This is a genomic window from Burkholderia multivorans ATCC BAA-247 (assembly GCF_000959525.1).
Taxonomy (GTDB): domain Bacteria; phylum Pseudomonadota; class Gammaproteobacteria; order Burkholderiales; family Burkholderiaceae; genus Burkholderia; species Burkholderia multivorans.
The window spans coordinates 921,299-938,835 of sequence record NZ_CP009832.1 but is presented as its reverse complement, the minus strand read 5'-3'; the positions used below and the strand labels follow the sequence as shown (position 1 = coordinate 938,835).

Here is a 17,537-nt window from a genome sequence, read left to right as displayed (position 1 = left end):
GCAGCTCAGTCGTTGTTGCCGGCGACGATGCCCATCACGGCCATACGCACGGCGATGCCGAACGTGACCTGATTGAGGATCACCGATTGCGGGCCGTCGGCGACCTGCGAGTCGATCTCGACGCCGCGGTTCATCGGGCCCGGGTGCATCACGATCGCGTCGGGCGCGGCGAGCGCGAGGCGTTCGGGCGTGAGCCCCCACGTCTTGAAATACTCCTGCGCGGACGGCAGCAGCGCGCCGCTCATCCGCTCGTTCTGCAGGCGCAGCATGATGATCACGTCGACGCCCTTCAGCCCTTCGTCGAGGTTGTGGAACACCTTCACGCCCATCTGCTCGAGGCCGCCCGGCAGCAGCGTGCGCGGGCCGATCGCGCGCACTTCGGGCACGCCGAGCGTGGTCAGCGCGTGGATGTCCGAGCGCGCGACGCGCGAATGCAGGATGTCGCCGACGATCGCCACGCGCAGCTTCGTGAAGTCGCGCTTGTAGTGGCGGATCGTGTACATATCGAGCAGGCCCTGCGTCGGGTGCGCATGGCGGCCGTCGCCGGCGTTGATCACGTGCACGTGCGGCGCGCAGTGCTCGGCGATCAGGTACGGCGCGCCGCTCGATGCATGACGCACGACGAACAGGTCCGCATGCATGGCCGACAAGTTGTTGATCGTGTCGAGCAGCGATTCGCCCTTGCTCGTCGAGGAAGCATTGATGTTCAGATTCAGCACGTCGGCCGACAGGCGCGTCGCGGCGATCTCGAACGTCGTGCGCGTGCGCGTCGAGTTCTCGAAGAACAGGTTGAACACGGACTTGCCGCGCAGCAGCGGCACCTTCTTCACTTCGCGGTCCGTCACGCTGACGAACTGCTCGGCCGTATCGAGGATGTGGTTGACGATCGAGCGCGGCAGGCCCTCGATCGACAGCAGATGCTTGAGCTCGCCGTTTTTCGTGAGCTGCGGGTTGCCCTTCAGGAAACCGTAGCGGAACCGCTCGGTGCTCGCGGCCGCCGCGGGATTGCCGGTGCGGCCAGTGGTGTCGGTGGTCATGGTGTGCGTGATTCCAACTATGCAAACGGGCCGCGGCGCGAACCGGCGGCCCGGGATACGGTTTCGCGGTCGTTCAGGCGGCTTGCGCCTCGACGTTCAGCGTGAACTGCGAATCGTCGCGCGCGAGCACGAGCGTCGCGCCGGCCGGCACGTCGAGCGTGCCGCCGGCAAAGCGCGCGGCGACCGGCAGCTCGCGTCCGCCGCGATCGGCGAGCACGGCGAGTTCGACGGCAGCCGGACGGCCGTAGTCGAACAGTTCGTTCAGCGCGGCGCGCACGGTGCGGCCGGTGTACAGCACGTCGTCGACGAGCACGATACGCGCGCCGTCGACGTCGAACGGCAGCGACGTCGGGCTCGCCTGGCTGTGCAGCCCCTTTTTCGCGTAGTCGTCGCGATGCAGCGCGACGTTGACGACGCCGAACGCCGGCGCGCCGAGATCGCGCGCGAGACGCTCGGCAAGCCACGCGCCGCCGCTGTAGATGCCGGCGAGCCGCGGGCCGCCCGGTTCGGCGAACGCGGTGCCGTACGCGGCACGGATCTGGTCGAGCAGGGCGCGGTACAGCGCCTCGGCGTCAATGGGGCTCATGGTCGGACAATTGATCGAGATACTGTTGAAGGATCACGCGCGCGGCTTCGGCGTCGAGCATGTCGGTGCGTGCGCGGCCGCGCACGTTGCGCTCGCGCATGCCGGCCTCGGCTTCGACCGACGAATAGCGTTCGTCGACCCACGTGACGGGCAGCCCGAAGCGGCCGTTCAGCTGGTTGCCGAAGCGCTTCGCCTGCTGCGTCATGTCGTGCGGCGTGCCGTCGGGATGCATCGGCAGCCCGACGACGAGCGCGTCGGGCCGCCATTCGGCGAGCAGTTCGCCGACGGCCTTGAAGCGGTGTTCGCGGTTCAGGTTGGGGATCACGACGAGCGCGCGCGCGGAGCGCGTCAGCGCATTGCCGATCGCGACACCGATTCGCTTCTCGCCGTAGTCGAACGCCAGGAGCGTCGCATCGCGCGCGCTCGTGCCGCTCATGCGTGCCCTGCTTCGCCGGACAGCGTCGACGAACTGACGCCGAGCAGGCCGAGCGCGGCTTCGAAGCGCTCTTCGGCCGGCGTGTCGAACACGATGCGCGGATCGGCGGCGACCGTGAGCCAGCCGTTGCGGGAAATCTCTTCCTCGAGCTGCCCGGCGCCCCAGCCTGCATGGCCGAGCGTCAGCAGGAAGCGTTTCGGGCCCGTGCCCGTTGCGACCGCCTCGAGCACGTCCTTCGACGTCGTCATCTCGAGCCCGCCCTCCACCGACATCGACGAGCTGTAGTTCGCACCCTCGACCGGCTCGTGCAGCACGAAGCCGCGCTCGGTCTGCACGGGGCCGCCGAAGTACACGGGAATGTGCAGCAGCGGCTCGATCTCGAGCTTCAGGTCGATCCGGTTGAACAGCGATTCGAGGTCGATATCGGTAGGACGATTGATGACGAGGCCGAGCGCACCGCGCTCGCTGTGATCGCAAAGATAGACCACCGTTCCCGAGAACGTCGGATCGGCCATGTTGGGCATGGCGATCAGGAACTGGTTGGTGAGATTGATGCGATCGGAAGGCTTTGACATGGTTTGAATTTTAGCAAAGACGCTGCGGCCTGACCGGGCCGCGATCAACGAGCAACATCGCGACGCGCTGGCAATGACGCGCGCGATTACACGGCACTCTAACACGCGCGCGGGCGCTGTCGGCAGCGCGTTGCAGCGGCGCCGGGCATGGCCGCCGCGCCATGCCGGCCGGCGTTCCGCTCAGGGCCGGCCGAGCGCCGTGCCGAGCGCTTCGGACCCCGCCGTCAGGTCCGGCGGCGCGACGCCGGCCGCAATCTTCAGCAGTGCGGCGCGCAGCATGTCGGCCGCGCGCGCATGCGCGTCGCGTGCGCTGCCGGCGAGCGGCAGCCCGTGCGCGGCGCGGCGCCATGCCAGGCCCAGCGTATCGGCCAGCAGTGCCGCGTGGCCGAGCCCAAGCGCGCAGGCGGCCGCGCCAACGCGGTACGCGGCCGCGGACGCGCGCCATGCCGCGCCGGCATCCGCGGCCGCGGGATGAGCCGAGAGGTCGGTCATCGACGCATCGGCGGTCTGCAGGAAATCCTCATACGCATGTGCGTTGACCGTCACGACGCCGAGCGTGCGCGTCGGTGCGGCGGCGAGCGCGTCGTGCTCGGCACGCGCCGCATCGGCTTCCCACAGCGCTTCGGAGCCGGGCGTGCCGGCCACGTGCCAGTCGACCGTGAGCCCGTAGTCGTGCAGCACGTCGACGAGCGCGGCGTCTTCGGCCGCCGCGCCGAACAGCGCGAAATCGCGCCACAACAGCGCAACGGTTTCGCGCAAGAGTTCAGGCGGTGCGTATGGCCGCCCGTTCGCGTGTTCGGCAAGCAGCAAGTTCATGCGCGCCAGAAAGCGTTTCAGATCGGGCGCGCCGCTCGCACGAAGCGCGCGCATGCACGCTGCGGCGAGGCGCCAGAAGTCGTACGGCGTATCGTCGGCGAGCGCGGCGGCGAGCGCGTCGAGTTCGTCGAGTGCGGGGCCGGATGCCGGATTCTCCGCACGCAGCGCGCCGAGCAGCGCTTGTTCATAACGGGCGCGCACGCGGGCCGCGAATCCGTCTGGCAGCGCACGCAGCGACGCGGCCGGCACCGCGCGGCCGACGAGGGCCAGCGCGTCGAGCGGAACGGCCGCGGGCGCACCGCCGCCCGTCAGCGCGCGCAGCGTACGGAAATGGGCAAACAGGACCGGCGAACACGCGAGTTCGCGCAGATTGTGCCGGCCGACGGCCGCACGAAAGTCGCGCAACGCGGCGCGCCACGCGGCGACGTCCGCTTCGCCTGCCGCCGCCGCGAACGGTGCGCCGGCAGCCAGCTGGCCCGCGAATCTTGCGGCCGGCAGCCAGCCGGCTTCGGCCAGCACGGCCGCCGCCTCGGCGAGCGGCGCCGCGGCATCGGCGTGCCGTTCGGCTGCATGGGCTGCATGGGCTGCATCGGCCGCAGCGGCGAGCGCCGCGTCGGCCGCGCGCACGGCGCCGCCGCGCGGATTGGGCAATGCGTCAGGAGGGGGAACGGTCGCCGGTTCGGACGTCATGGACACGCGCGCGTGGGGTCGTCAAGCCGCTCGCGCGGGTCGCGGCGCGCGAGCGCCGGGCCCGCGCGAGGCCAAAGCGGAGTGTCCGTGCGGCAAAGGTCCGATCAGATCTGGACCATTTCGAAGTCTTCCTTGCGGGCGCCGCATTCAGGACACGTCCAGTTGATCGGAACGTCTTCCCAGCGCGTGCCCGGGGCAATGCCCTCGTCCGGCAGCCCGGCTTCTTCGTCGTAAATCCAGCCACAAATCAAGCACATCCAGCTCTTGTATTCCATCTTAAGCCGCGTCGGGAAAGTCGGTAAATTCGGGAGCCATGATGGTACCGTGTCGGGGCCGGACTGCCTAGCAATCGCGCTGGAGTGCAGCGACTACGTTGTGCTGCGCTAAAAAATCCGTCGTATCGGCCGGATTCCGCCGCATAATGGGCGCACAGTGCGGCCTGCCGGGCAACACGGGGCCCGACGGCCCGTCGCCTGCTGCCGCCGCACCTCCGTCGCTTCCCCGTATTTTTCTTGCCCTTTTTTCCATGTCCAGCAACGCCCCTCCGATCGTCCTCACCTTCGGCCTGTCCGATCCCACCGGCGGCTCCGGCCTCCAAGCCGATCTGATGACCCTGGCGAGCATGGGCTGCCACGGCGTGTCCGTCCTCACCGGCTATACCGTGCGCGACTCGGCTGCCTGCGATGAAGTGACCGGCCTCGATCCCGACATCGTCGCCGCGCAGGCGCGCATGCTGCTCGAGGACATGCCGGTCGCCGCGTTCAAGATCGGCGCGGCGACGCGCGCGGAAGTCGTCAGCGCGATCGCCGAAGTGGTCGCCGACTACGACGGCGTGCCGCTGGTGCTCGCGCCGGACTTCACGCTCGACGACGAGCACGTGCTCGCCGCCGACGATCTGCGCGAGTCGATCGCCGATCTGCTCGCGCCGCAGACGACATTGCTCGTCGCCGACCACGCGACGCTGATCGCGCTCGCGCAGCCGGACGGCGATGCGGAAGCGCCGAATCTCGATGCGGCCGTGTCGCATCTGCTGTCGCAGGGCTGCGAATACATCCTGTCGTCGGAAACGGGCTCGCACCGGCTCGTGAACACGCTGTACGGCGAGGAAGGCCAGCTGCGCGAAGACATGTGGGACCGCTCGCCGCACCGGCTGATGGGCATCACCGATACGCTCGGCGCGGCGATCGCGGCGCTGCTCGCGAACGGCCAGGAACCGCCCGAGGCCGTGCGCGAAGCGCAGGAATATCTCTATCAGGCGGTGCGCGACGCGTTCCGGCCCGGGATGGGCGCGTATTTGCCCGACCGCTTCTTCTGGGCGCGCAGCAACGAGGATGCCGATGCGCCGCCGGCCGCTGCGGTCGAGCCGCTGCCGCGGACGTCGCATCGGCATTGAGTCGGCGCGCGGCCCTTCGCAGATCGCGCTGATTCGGCCGCCGCCGGCCGTCCCCTTCGCGCCGCGCGCAGATAAAAAAAGACCCGCATCACTGCGGGTCTTTTTATTTGGCTGGAGCACGCATCGCTGCGCGCTCCGGACCTCATCGACCGAAGTCGATTACATGTCCATGCCCATGCCGCCCATGCCGCCCGGCATGCCGCCCGGCATCGGTGCATCTTCCTTCGGCAGTTCTGCGACGGCTGCGTCCGTCGTCAGCAGCAGGCCGGCAACCGAAGCTGCGTTCTGCAGTGCGGTGCGCGTGACCTTGGTCGGGTCGACGACGCCGGCTTCAACCATGTCGACGTACTCGCCCGTCGCTGCGTTGTAGCCGTAGTTGCCCTTGCCTGCAGCAACGGCCGCCACGACGACGCTCGCTTCTTCGCCACCGTTCGTGACGATCTGACGCAGCGGCTCTTCCATTGCGCGCAGCACGATCTTGATGCCGGCGTTCTGGTCGGCGTTCGCGCCCGTCAGCGATGCGATCGCGGTGCGTGCACGGATCAGCGCAACGCCGCCGCCCGGGACGATGCCTTCTTCAACGGCAGCGCGGGTTGCGTGCAGCGCGTCTTCGACACGTGCCTTCTTTTCCTTCATTTCGACTTCGGTCGCAGCACCGACCTTGATCACTGCCACGCCGCCGGCGAGCTTCGCCACGCGCTCTTGCAGCTTCTCGCGGTCGTAGTCCGACGTCGCTTCTTCGATCTGCGTGCGGATTTGCTTGACGCGCGCTTCAATGTTCGCCGCTTCGCCTGCACCGTCGATGATCGTCGTGTTTTCCTTGCCCACTTCGATGCGCTTCGCCTGGCCCAGTTCTGCCAGCGTTGCCTTCTCGAGCGTCAGGCCGGTTTCTTCCGCGATGACCTGGCCGCCGGTCAGGATCGCGATGTCTTCCAGCATCGCCTTGCGACGATCGCCGAAGCCCGGCGCCTTGACCGCAACGGTCTTCAGGATGCCGCGGATGTTGTTGACGACCAGCGTAGCGAGCGCTTCGCCTTCGACGTCTTCAGCGATGATCAGCAGCGGACGGCCTGCCTTCGCGACTTGTTCGAGCACCGGCAGCAGATCGCGGATGTTCGAGACCTTCTTGTCGTGCAGCAGCACGAACGGGTTCTCGAGGACGGCGACTTGCTTGTCCGGGTTGTTGATGAAGTACGGCGACAGGTAGCCGCGGTCGAACTGCATGCCTTCGACGACGTCGAGCTCGTCGGCGAGCGACTTGCCGTCTTCGACGGTGATCACGCCTTCCTTGCCGACCTTGTCCATCGCTTCAGCGATGCGATCGCCGATCGACGAGTCGCTGTTCGCCGAGATCGCGCCGACTTGCGCGATTTCCTTGTTCGTCGTGCACGGCTTGCTGATCTTCTTCAGCTCTTCGACGGCAGCTGCAACGGCCTTGTCGATACCGCGCTTCAGGTCCATCGGGTTCATGCCCGATGCGACGTACTTCATGCCTTCACGGACGATCGATTGCGCGAGGACGGTTGCCGTCGTCGTGCCGTCGCCTGCGTTGTCGCTGGTCTTGGAAGCAACTTCCTTGACCATTTGCGCGCCCATGTTCTGGAGCTTGTCCTTCAGCTCGATTTCCTTCGCGACCGACACACCGTCCTTCGTGACCGTCGGGCCGCCGAAGCTGCGCTCGAGCACGACGTTGCGGCCCTTCGGACCCAGCGTGACCTTAACTGCGTTGGCGAGAATGTTCACGCCTTCGACCATCTTCGCACGGGCCGAATCGCCGAATACGACGTCTTTAGCTGCCATCTTCTAACTCCTTGAATTCTTGGGAATATGTACCGTTGTGGACGCTTACTTCGCGTTGACCACGGCCATGATGTCTTCTTCGCGCATGACCAGCAGCTCCTGGCCGTCGACCTTGACGGTCTGGCCCGCGTACTTGCCGAACAGCACGCGATCGCCGACCTTCACGTCGAGTGCGATCGGGGCGCCCTTGTCGTCGCGCTTGCCCGGGCCAACGGCCAGGACTTCGCCTTGATCCGGCTTCTCAGCAGCTGCGTCGGGGATCACGATGCCCGAGGCAGTCTTGGTTTCCTGATCCAGGCGCTTGACGATCACGCGATCGTGCAAAGGACGAAGGTTCATATTCACTCCTCTCTTGACTGAGATTGAAGAACGCTTAGGGAACCTGCCCGGCCAGAGGCCCGGCAGAGAATTGTTAGCACTCTCGTGCAGCGAGTGCTAATTATATGGACGGGTTTTGACAAATTCAAGAAGAGATACCGGGGCTTTTTTTGCGCCGCGTCGGGCACGCGGGAAGGGAGGAAAACGCAGAAAAATCCTTTTGAAACAACGAGATGGAAATTCGTCGCGAAACCGGCGGCCGCCCGTGTTAGGGGATTCCCCGATCATCGTTCCCCGATTGGACAGCAGGACGGCGGCGAGTTCCGCACTATTTCGCGTACGTCGAAAAAAGTGCGTCAGCCCTGCCGGCGGAGGCGACCGGCTGCGGTCAGCGTCACGCTTCCGGGCACCCCTCGAGCGGCCGGAACGTCCGGCCGTCGGTCTCTACCGTCGCACCGAGGAGCCGCGCGAGTCCTTTCGCGCCGTCGCGCATCACGACGTCGTGATTCCATGTGAACAGCGGCCGCGCGATCGGTTCCAGCCACTTCATCCAGCGCGCGTGCGTGCGGATGTGCCAGTCGTAGCGGACGACCGTGCGCGCGCCGTCGGCGACGAACGACCAGCGGCCGTCGCCTTCGATCGCACCGCTCGCGCGGCCTTCGAGCACGTGCGGCGGCTCGACGCGCCGCACGCGCATGTCGAACGTCAGCCGGTACGGCAGCGCGCCTTTCCAGGTATAGCGGTGCAGCGCCCCGACGCCGCGCGCGTCGCCGGCCTCCAGTTCCACGGTCCGCACGGCGCCCTTCCACCAGTCGGGCCAGCGGTCGACCTGGTAGATCGCATCCCAGACGGCCATCAGCGGCGCGTCCACGTGCCACGTCGTCGAAAACCGGTATTCCGCCATGGAGCCTCCGGCGCGCCGTCGCGCAGCGTCGAATCGGGATCAGGGCGAGAAAAAACGCTCGGGAAACGCGACGTCGAGCTCGATGTCGTCGAGCGTCACGGTTTCGAGCGGCTCGCCGTCGTCATCGGCAAAGCTGACGACCTTGCGCGGAAATCCGTCCTCGGTATCGAGCCACAATCGGTAGCGATGCACGCCGTCGACCGCCTGTGCCGGCGCGCCCGTCACCGATACGCGCAACGTCGTGCGGCCGCCGACCGTCTCCTCGCCTTCGCTCACCGTCGCCCCGCCCTGCTGCAGCGCGTGGACGTTGCGCAGCAGCTGGCCGACGTCCGACCGGTCGACGCGATGGCCGCTGCGGTCGCGCACCATCGGGTTGTCGGGCGACAGCGTCAGCGCTGGCGGCATATGCACGCCGAACGGACGCAGCCGCACCTTGCCGTCGTCCGGATCGTACGCGAGCACCGCGCCGTGGTGCGGCGACACGAAGTCCATCCGGACGAAGCCCGGTTTCAGATAGGCATAGCGGATTTCGGTGTGCTCGCCGCTTCTCGCGGTCGAACGGATCGTCGCGCGGTACGAGTGCACGTGGTCGAACTGCGACTGCGCAACGGTCACGGGATCGGCTGTCATGCTCGCTCCTATCAGGCTCGCGGCCAGCAACGCGGCAATCACGGCGCGGCCTCGACGTCCAGTACGCCTTCCATGCCGCGCGCGCGATGGCTGCCGAACAACGGCAACCGGTGCGTGCAATAGTAGGCAAAGCGGCCCGGTTGCGTCGGCGTGAAACGGAAGGTGCGCGGCGTCGTGGCGAGTTCCGTGCGCACGTCGATGCCGGCCTGCGGCGCATCGATCCGGAAACTGTGCGGCACGATCCCCGGCTCCGCCGACACCGTCAGCTCGACGGGCGCCTGCGCGGTCACGATCACGTGGTTCGGCCGGAAGAAATAACTGCCGCCGACGATCGTCACGCGCTGCACGCCGTCCGGATCGATCGGCACGCGCACCGGTGCATCGTCGTCCGCGTACGCAAATCCGGTGCCTGCTGCGAGCACAACCAGTCCTGCCCATACCGCCGCCATCGCTTTCATCGTTCGCTCCGTGCGCGCGTCACCCGCTCCACGCGCCGACCGGTCCGCCGAGTGCGCCGCACGCCTCGATCGCGAGTTCGCGAACGCGCCGTTCGTCGCCACCGCCGGACAGCGCATAACCCATGCCGCGATCCGACCAGAAGTACGTGTAGCGACCGTCGGCCGATAACGGCTGCGGCGCCACGCGCCGCGCGTCGTAGGCGGTCATGTAGAGCGTCACGCGGTCGCCGTCCGCGCGCTGGTACATCAGTTGTGCGGCCGGCCCTGCGTCGCCGGGCAGCAGACGGCCGCCGAGCAGCGCGTAGCCGTATTCGCCGAGCGACGGCGCGCGCACCGGCCGCCCGAGCCGCGCGGACAGCCACGCAGCCAAACGCTCCGGGTCGCGCGCATCGACTTCCACCGGATGGTCGCGGTCGGCCGCATAGACAGCGTACGCCGCATCGGCGCGCGTAGCGAATTCCGGGGCAGCACCCAGTGCAGTCCAGCCCGCGTGCAGCGCGATGCCGATCAGCAGCCCGGCCGCGAGCCCCGCGAACGCGTAGGCGAATCTGGGCCGGCGCGATGCGCGGCGCTGCACGAACAGCGCCGACGTGGCGGGCGACAGCGGAAACAACGCGTGCAGTGCGTCGCGCTGGGCACGGTAATGCACGAACCGGTCCGCTTCGCGCGGATCCGACTGCAGACGTTCGAGTACCTCGCGGCGTTCGTGCGCGGACAGCTCGCCGTCGAGCAGCGCCGACAGCAGCTGCGCCGACGCTTCGTCGTCCCGATCGTCCGAAGGTGTGCGCGACTCGTCCATCATGTCTTCCCGATCACCCGTAACGCGGCCGTGCCATGCGTGGCCGGTTCCCCGGACAGCAGCGCCCGCATCTGCTCTCTCGCGCGCGACAGCCGCGACATCACCGTACCGACCGGCACGCCGAGCACCTGCGCGGCATCGCGGTAGCTCAGCTCTTCGAGCGCGACCAGCAGCAGCACCTCGCGCTGCTCGACCGGCAGCCGGTACAGCGCGCGCTGCACGTCGCGCAGCATCAGGCCGCCCACGTCGCCCGGAGGCGGGGCGAGCGTCTGCCATGGCGCCGTCGCGTCGTCGACGGCTACTTCATGCCGCGCGCGCAACTGATCGATGAAGCGGTGACGCAGCAGCGTCAGCAGCCACGCGCGCAGATTGCCGGCATCGCGCGGCGGCCGGTTCAGCGCGCGCTCGAGCGTGTCCTGCACGAGATCGTCCGCCCAGGCCCGATCGCCCGTCAGCGCGCGCGCATACCGCGTCAGATGCGGCAGCCACACCAGCAGGTCCGATTCGTAGCTCATGCGACGATCCCGCGCGCGGCGCGGCCGTCACGGATGTGCGACGTGCCAGACGCCGCCGACGCCGTCGCCGCCCGCATCGCCGGCCTTGCGATCCATCTTCCAGCGATACAGCGGACGACCGTTGTACGCCCATTGCATCTTGCCGTCGTCGCGCGCGACGACGCTCAGTGCGCCCGACGGCTTGTCGTACGCATCGGCGAGCGCCGGCGGCCAGTTCGCCGCGCACGTGCCCGTGCACGCGCTCTTGCCCGGTGCGTCGCGGTCGAACACGTAGAGCGTCATGTGCTCGTCGTCGACCAGCTTCCCGTCGCCGACCTGCGGCGGTTCCGCGGCCGCCGGCCGCGCGATCGCAGCCGTCAGCGCGACGGCGAACAACATCGTTTTCATTCCCGTTCTCCTTGGCGTCGCGATGCGACATCGCATGCGTTCACGGGACGCCGACTGCATCGCGATCATGATGCGCCGCGCGAGCGAGTCGCGTCCCGGTACGTAAACGAACGGGCCTGGCCGGTTATTCCATGCGGTCGTGCAATCTCCATCGCGCAATCTCGCCATCGTGCAGATGCTCGATGTGACTGCGATGCGTCGGCGCACGAACGCGCGACACCAAACAAAACGCGGCATGACGTTACCGTCATGCCGCGTCCTACGACCGGATGCGCGGCGGACAATGCCGCCGCGCGTACTGCGTCCGGCGTTACTTCGACAACCCGCCGGTCAGCGACTGGATCAGCGACGACACCGGTGCCAGCGGATTGTTCGCCGCGCTCGTGCCGTTCGAGTGCGTCGAGACCGACAGGCCCGGCGCCGCGCCCAGCGTCGTGCCGACCGCGTTGACGACCGTGGCGGCCGCGTTACCGCCGGCCGTCAGCAGTCCACCGACTGCACCGGTCGTGCTGCCTGCCGCGCTGGCGCCCGAGCCGAGCACGCTGCCGCCGGCAGCGGCACCGGAGCCGAGCAGGCTGCCGCCCGCCGCCGCGCCCGAACCGGCCACGCCCGACAGTGCGCTGCCCGCCTGGCCGATCGCCGACGAACCGCTCGCGGCTGCACCGCTCAGCGTGCCCACCGTCTGCGACAGCGATGCGCCGGCGTTGCCGAGCACGCCCGTCACCGAACCGAGCGCGCCGGTCACTGCACCGCCCGCGTTGCCGCCGCCCGTCAGACCGCTCACGAGGTTCGTGATCGGCGCGATCGGGCTGCTGCCGCCGCCTGCTGCGCCGGACAGCGTCCCGACGACCTGGTTGACGACACCCTGCACCGGCGCGAGCGGACCTGCACCGCCGCCGAGGTTGCCCAGTGCGCCCGTCACCGAGCTCACTGCGCCGCCGAGCGCGCCCGTGGCCGAGTTCAGCGCGCCGCTGAGTGCGCCGGTCGGGTTGGCGTTGCCGAGCGCGCCGACGACCTGCGTGACGACGCCCTGCACCGGCGCGAGCGGGTTCGTGCCGCCCAGATTGCCGAGTGCGCCCGTCACCGAGCCCAGTGCGCCGGTCACTGCGCCGGCCGGGTTGCCGCCGCCCGTCAGACCGCTCACGAGATTCGTGATCGGCGTGATCGGGCTGCCGCCGCCCGCCGCACCGGACAGCGTGCCGACGACCTGATTGACGACACCCTGCACCGGCGCGAGCGGACCCGCACCGCCGCCGAGATTACCCAGCGTGCCGGTGAGCGTGTTCACCGCATTGCCGAGCACCGCAGCCGGATCGCTGCCGCCGAGCGTGCCGGCGAGCTGCGTCACCGCACCCTGCACGGGGGCGAGCGGGCCGGAACCGCCACTCAGGTTGCCGAGGCCGGCCGTGATCGTGTTCACGGCGTTGCTCAGCGCGCCGGTCGGGTTGCCGCTGCCCAGCGTGCTCGTGACAGCGCCGACGGCGCCTTGCGCGGTGTTGACGACGCCGGTCAGTGCACCGGTCGGGTTCGTGCCGCCGAGTGCGCCGGTGACCGAGTTCACCGCGCCCTGTGCCGTGGTCACGACACCGTTCAGTGCGCCGGTCGGGTTGGTGCCGCCCAATGCGCCCGTCACCGTGCCGATCACGCCGTTCAGCGCGCCCGTCGGGTTGCTGCCGCCCAGTGCGCCCGTCACCGAGTTCACCGCACCTTGCGCCGTGGTCACGACACCGTTCAGTGCGCCGGTCGGGTTGGTGCCGCCCAATGCGCCCGTCACCGTGCCGATCACGCCGTTCAGCGCGCCCGTCGGGTTGTTGCCGCCCAGTGCGCCCGTCACCGAGTTCACCGCACCTTGCGCCGTGGTCACGACACCGTTCAGGGCGCCGGTCGGGTTGTTGCCGCCCAGTGCGCCGGTCACGGAGTTCACCGCACCTTGTGCCGTCGTCACGACGCCGTTCAGCGCGCCAGTCGGGTTCGTGCCGCCCAGTGCGCCCGTCACCGAGTTCACCGCACCTTGCGCCGTCGTTACGACGCCGTTCAGTGCGCCAGTCGGGTTGGTGCCGCCCAGCGCGCCCGTCACCTTGTCGACCACACCACTCAGCGCGCCGCCGGGATCCGTGCCGCCCAGTGCACCCGTGACCGAATTCACCGCGCCTTGTGCCGTCGTGACGACGCCGTTCAACGCGCCCGTCGGGCCGTTGCCACCCAGCGCGCCGGTGACCGTGCTTACCACGCCGTTCAGTGCACCGGTCGGGTTCGTGCCGCCCAGTGCGCCGGTCACCTTATCGACCACGCCGCCCAGAGCACCGCCCGGATTCGTGCCGCCGAGCGCCCCCGTCACCGAATTCACTGCACCTTGTGCCGTCGTTACGACGCCGTTCAGTGCACCCGTCGGATTCGCGCCGCCCAGTGCGCCGGTCACCTTGTCGACCACACCGCTCAGCGCGCCGCCGGGGTTCGTGCCGCCCAGTGCACCCGTGACCGAATTCACTGCGCCCTGTGCCGTCGTTACGACGCCGTTCAGTGCGCCAGTCGGATTGGCTCCGCCCAGCGCGCCCGTCACCTTGTCGACCACACCACTCAGCGCGCCGCCCGGATTCGTGCCACCCAGTGCCCCGGTGACCGAATTCACTGCGCCTTGTGCCGTCGTGACGACGCCGTTCAGTGCGCCCGTCGGGCCATTGCCACCGAGCGCGCCGGTCACCGTGCTCACCACGCCGCCCAGCGCGCCGCCGGGATTCGTGCCGCCAAGCGCTCCGGTAACCGAATTCACTGCGCCCTGTGCCGTCGTCACGACGCCGTTCAACGCGCCCGTCGGATTCGTGCCGCCCAATGCGCCGGTCACCTTATCAACCACACCGCTCAGCGCACCGCCCGGATTCGTGCCGCCAAGCGCTCCGGTAACCGAATTCACTGCGCCCTGTGCCGTCGTCACGACGCCGTTCAACGCACCCGTCGGATTGCTGCCGCCCAATGCGCCGGTCACCTTATCAACCACACCGCTCAGCGCACCGCCCGGATTCGTGCCGCCAAGCGCTCCGGTAACGGAATTCACTGCGCCTTGTGCCGTCGTGACGACGCCGTTCAACGCGCCCGTCGGGCCATTGCCCCCGAGCGCGCCGGTCACCGTGCCGACTACGCCGTTCAACGCACCGGTCGGGTTGCTGCCGCCCAGTGCGCCCGTCACCTTGTCGACCACACCGCCCAGCGCACCACCAGGATTCGTGCCGCCGAGCGCCCCGGTGACCGAATTCACCGCGCCTTGCGCCGTCGTCACGACGCCGTTCAGTGCACCGGTCGGGTTGCTGCCGCCCAGTGCCCCGGTCACCTTATCGACCACACCGCTCAGCGCACCACCCGGATTCGTGCCGCCCAGTGCGCCCGTGACCGAATTCACCGCGCCTTGCGCCGTGGTCACGACGCCGTTCAATGCGCCGGTCGGACCATTGCCGCCGAGCGCGCCGGTGACCGTGCTCACCACGCCGTTCAACGCACCCGTCGGATTGCTGCCGCCCAGTGCCCCGGTCACCTTATCGACCACACCGCTCAGCGCGCCGCCGGGATTCGTGCCACCCAGGGCCCCGGTCACCGAATTCACCGCGCCTTGCGCCGTGGTCACGACGCCGTTCAATGCGCCGGTCGGGCCATTGCCGCCCAGCGCGCCGGTGACCGTGCTCACCACATCGTTCAGCGCACCCGTGGGATTGCTGCCGCCAAGTGCGCCCGTCACCTTGTCGACCACACCGCCCAGCGCGCCGCCGGGATTCGTGCCGCCCAATGCACCCGTGACCGAATTGACTGCGCCTTGTGCCGTCGTCACGACACCGTTCAATGCGCCAGTCGGACCATTGCCGCCGAGCGCGCCGGTGACCGTGCTCACCACGCCGTTCAACGCACCCGTCGGATTGTTGCCGCCAAGGGCGCCCGTCACCGTGTTGACGACACCGCTCAACGCACCGGTCGGATTGCTGCCGCCGAGCGCACCGGTGACCGAGTTCACCGTGCCCTGCACCGTGCCGACCACGCCGTTCAGCGCACCCGTCGGATTGTTGCCGCCCAACGCGCCCGTCACCGTGCCGACGGCACCGTTCAGCCCGTTGCTCGCCAGATCGATCACGGCTTGATCCAGCGCGCCATGTGCTGCGACGATCGTGTTGACTGCATTGGTTGCGGTGTTCACGACACCGTTCAGTGCGCCGGTCGGGTTATTGCCGCCCAATGCGCCCGTGACCGTACTGACCACACCGTTCAGCGCTCCGCCGGGATTCGTGCCGCCCAGCGCGCCGGTCACCGAGTTGACCGCGCCTTGCGCCGTCGTCACGACGCCGTTCAATGCGCCCGTCGGACCATTGCCACCGAGGGCGCCCGTCACCGTGCTGACCACGCCGTTCAGTGCACCGGTCGGGTTGTTCGCGCCGCCAAGTGCGCCCGTAACCGTACCGACCACGCCATTCAATGCACCCGTCGGATCGTTACCGCCGAGCGCGCCCGTCACCGTGCTGACCACGCCGTTCAGTGCACCGGTCGGGTTGTTCGCGCCGCCAAGGGCACCCGTAACCGTACCGACCACGCCATTCAATGCACCCGTCGGATCGTTACCGCCCAGCGCGCCCGTCACCGTGCTGACCACACCGTTCAGCGCACCGGTCGGGTTGTTGGCGCCGCCAAGTGCGCCCGTGACCGTACCGACCACGCCATTCAATGCGCCCGCCGGATCGTTACCGCCCAACGCGCCCGTCACCGTGCTGACCACGCCGTTCAGCGCACCGGTCGGCCCGTTCGCGCCGCCCAGGGCGCCGGTGACCGTACCGATCACGCCGTTCAGCGCGCCCGTCGGGTTGTTACCGCCCAATGCGCCCGTGACCGTGCCGACCGCACTATTCAGCCCATTGCTCGCCAGATCAAGCACCGCTTGATCCAGCGCGCCGTGCGCAGCGACGATCGTGTTGACTGTATTGGTTGCGGTGTTCACGACACCGTTCAGTGCGCCCGTGGGGTTGTTGCCGCCCAATGCGCCCGTAACCGTGCTGACCACACCGTTCAGCGCACCGGTCGGATTGTTCGCGCCACCCAGCGCACCCGTGACCGTACCCACCACACCGTTCAATGCGCCCGTCGGATCGTTACCGCCCAGCGCACCCGTCACCGTGCTCACCACACCATTCAGTGCACCGGTCGGATTGTTCGCGCCGCCAAGGGCGCCGGTAACCGTACCGACCACGCCGTTCAACGCGCCCGTCGGATTGTTCGCACCGCCAAGCGCACCCGTGACCGTACCGACCACGCCATTCAGCGCGCCCGTCGGATCGTTACCGCCCAGCGCACCCGTCACCGTGCTCACCACACCGTTCAGCGCACCGGTCGGATTGTTCGCGCCACCGAGCGCGCCCGTGACCGTACCAACCACCCCATTCAACGCGCCCGTCGGACCGTTGCCGCCCAGCGCACCCGTCACCGTGCTCACCACACCGTTCAGCGCACCGGTCGGATTGTTCGCGCCACCCAGCGCGCCCGTGACCGTACCAACCACCCCATTCAACGCGCCCGTCGGATCGCTTCCGCCGAGCGCGCCCGTCGCCGTCCCGATCGCACCGCTCAACGCGCCGCTTGCCGTATTGAGCGCACCGGTCAGCGCGCCAGCCGGGTTGTTCGCGCCACCGAGCGCGCCCGTGACGGCGCCGACGGCACCGCCCACTGCACCGCTCACCGCGCCGCCAACCGCACCGCCCGCGTTCCCGCCGCCGAGCGCGCCAACCACCTGCCCGACCGCGCCCTGCACCTGGCCGAGCGGATCGACCGTGCCGCCGCCGGCGCCGCCGAGCAGACCGGTCACCGTATGCGCGACACCGTTCAGCACGCTGCCCGGATTGCCGATCGACGTGCTGATCGAGCCGGACCCGGATGCGGTCACGTTAACCGAGCCCAGCGGCGTCGTGCCCGTCGCCGTGAGGCTCGCCGATACGCCTTGCGACGGCGGATTGACGATCACCTGCGGAATCGAGAGTCCATCGAGCGGACCGGCCGCGGCAACCGCCGACCCCGAAGCCAGCACCCCGAACGCGGCCGCTACGGCCAGCGCCCCACCCGTCAATTTAAAGTTATTTCCCATCGTGACCTCATCTCGGTTGGCACTTCATTGATAAAGCACGGGGACAGGTTGCATGAAGTGTGCCATCGCGAAATTCACGCGGAATTT

Annotated in this window: 16 protein-coding genes; 1 reads left to right on the top strand and 15 read right to left on the bottom strand. The window is 68.6% G+C overall.

The window, feature by feature from the left end:
• Window positions 1-5: 5 nt before the first annotated feature.
• From NP80_RS16750 to NP80_RS16725, 6 genes are all read right to left on the bottom strand, one after another.
• The gene (locus NP80_RS16750) at window positions 6-1,037 is read right to left on the bottom strand and encodes an aspartate carbamoyltransferase catalytic subunit (protein WP_006412021.1); all 1,032 of its coding nucleotides are present in this window, start codon (window positions 1,035-1,037) and stop codon (window positions 6-8) included.
• Between the two features lie 73 nt (window positions 1,038-1,110).
• A complete protein-coding gene (gene pyrR, locus NP80_RS16745; protein ID WP_006400967.1) occupies window positions 1,111-1,623 on the bottom strand; it encodes a bifunctional pyr operon transcriptional regulator/uracil phosphoribosyltransferase PyrR in 513 nt (170 codons plus the stop codon).
• Window positions 1,610-2,059: a Holliday junction resolvase RuvX gene (gene ruvX, locus NP80_RS16740; protein WP_006412024.1), complete on the bottom strand. Its 450-nt coding sequence runs from the start codon at window positions 2,057-2,059 to the stop codon at window positions 1,610-1,612. Before ruvX ends, pyrR begins: the two co-directional genes overlap by 14 nt.
• The gene (locus tag NP80_RS16735) at window positions 2,056-2,634 is read right to left on the bottom strand and encodes a YqgE/AlgH family protein (protein ID WP_006400969.1); all 579 of its coding nucleotides are present in this window, start codon (window positions 2,632-2,634) and stop codon (window positions 2,056-2,058) included. Before NP80_RS16735 ends, ruvX begins: the two co-directional genes overlap by 4 nt.
• A gap of 180 nt (window positions 2,635-2,814) precedes the next feature.
• Entirely contained in the window at window positions 2,815-4,140 is a 1,326-nt protein-coding gene (locus NP80_RS16730; protein ID WP_045593952.1) for a hypothetical protein, read from the bottom strand.
• Window positions 4,141-4,244: 104 nt separating this feature from the next.
• Window positions 4,245-4,415 carry a rubredoxin gene (locus NP80_RS16725; RefSeq protein WP_006400971.1) on the bottom strand — a complete coding sequence of 57 codons (171 nt, stop codon included), beginning with the start codon at window positions 4,413-4,415 and terminating at the stop codon, window positions 4,245-4,247.
• Between the two features lie 251 nt (window positions 4,416-4,666).
• Here NP80_RS16725 and NP80_RS16720 point away from each other — a divergent pair, with 251 nt between their 5' ends.
• The gene (locus tag NP80_RS16720; protein ID WP_012467504.1) at window positions 4,667-5,533 is read left to right on the top strand and encodes a hydroxymethylpyrimidine/phosphomethylpyrimidine kinase; all 867 of its coding nucleotides are present in this window, start codon (window positions 4,667-4,669) and stop codon (window positions 5,531-5,533) included.
• A gap of 159 nt (window positions 5,534-5,692) precedes the next feature.
• Here the strand turns inward: NP80_RS16720 and groL are convergent, their stop codons facing one another.
• The 9 genes from groL to NP80_RS16675 form a co-directional block, all read right to left on the bottom strand.
• Window positions 5,693-7,333, bottom strand: a complete 1,641-nt coding sequence (gene groL / locus NP80_RS16715; protein ID WP_006400973.1) for a chaperonin GroEL — start codon at window positions 7,331-7,333, stop codon at window positions 5,693-5,695.
• A 45-nt stretch (window positions 7,334-7,378) separates the two neighbouring features.
• Window positions 7,379-7,672, bottom strand: a complete 294-nt coding sequence (gene groES / locus NP80_RS16710; RefSeq protein ID WP_006400974.1) for a co-chaperone GroES — start codon at window positions 7,670-7,672, stop codon at window positions 7,379-7,381.
• Between the two features lie 373 nt (window positions 7,673-8,045).
• The gene (locus NP80_RS16705; protein WP_006406354.1) at window positions 8,046-8,555 is read right to left on the bottom strand and encodes an SRPBCC family protein; all 510 of its coding nucleotides are present in this window, start codon (window positions 8,553-8,555) and stop codon (window positions 8,046-8,048) included.
• Between the two features lie 39 nt (window positions 8,556-8,594).
• Window positions 8,595-9,185, bottom strand: coding sequence for a LolA family protein (locus NP80_RS16700; RefSeq protein WP_080594183.1), 591 nt, complete (start codon window positions 9,183-9,185; stop codon window positions 8,595-8,597).
• 38 nt (window positions 9,186-9,223) lie between these two features.
• The gene (locus tag NP80_RS16695) at window positions 9,224-9,643 is read right to left on the bottom strand and encodes a cupredoxin domain-containing protein (RefSeq protein WP_006400977.1); all 420 of its coding nucleotides are present in this window, start codon (window positions 9,641-9,643) and stop codon (window positions 9,224-9,226) included.
• 19 nt (window positions 9,644-9,662) lie between these two features.
• Window positions 9,663-10,442 (bottom strand): anti-sigma factor family protein, encoded by a 780-nt coding sequence (locus NP80_RS16690; protein ID WP_006410628.1) that lies wholly within the window; start codon window positions 10,440-10,442, stop codon window positions 9,663-9,665.
• Window positions 10,442-10,957 (bottom strand): sigma-70 family RNA polymerase sigma factor, encoded by a 516-nt coding sequence (locus tag NP80_RS16685; RefSeq protein ID WP_006410629.1) that lies wholly within the window; start codon window positions 10,955-10,957, stop codon window positions 10,442-10,444. Before NP80_RS16685 ends, NP80_RS16690 begins: the two co-directional genes overlap by 1 nt.
• Before the next feature lie 27 nt (window positions 10,958-10,984).
• Window positions 10,985-11,344, bottom strand: a complete 360-nt coding sequence (locus NP80_RS16680) for a COG4315 family predicted lipoprotein (RefSeq protein WP_006406359.1) — start codon at window positions 11,342-11,344, stop codon at window positions 10,985-10,987.
• Between the two features lie 310 nt (window positions 11,345-11,654).
• Window positions 11,655-17,450 (bottom strand): beta strand repeat-containing protein, encoded by a 5,796-nt coding sequence (locus NP80_RS16675; protein WP_045593946.1) that lies wholly within the window; start codon window positions 17,448-17,450, stop codon window positions 11,655-11,657.
• Window positions 17,451-17,537 lie beyond the last annotated feature (87 nt).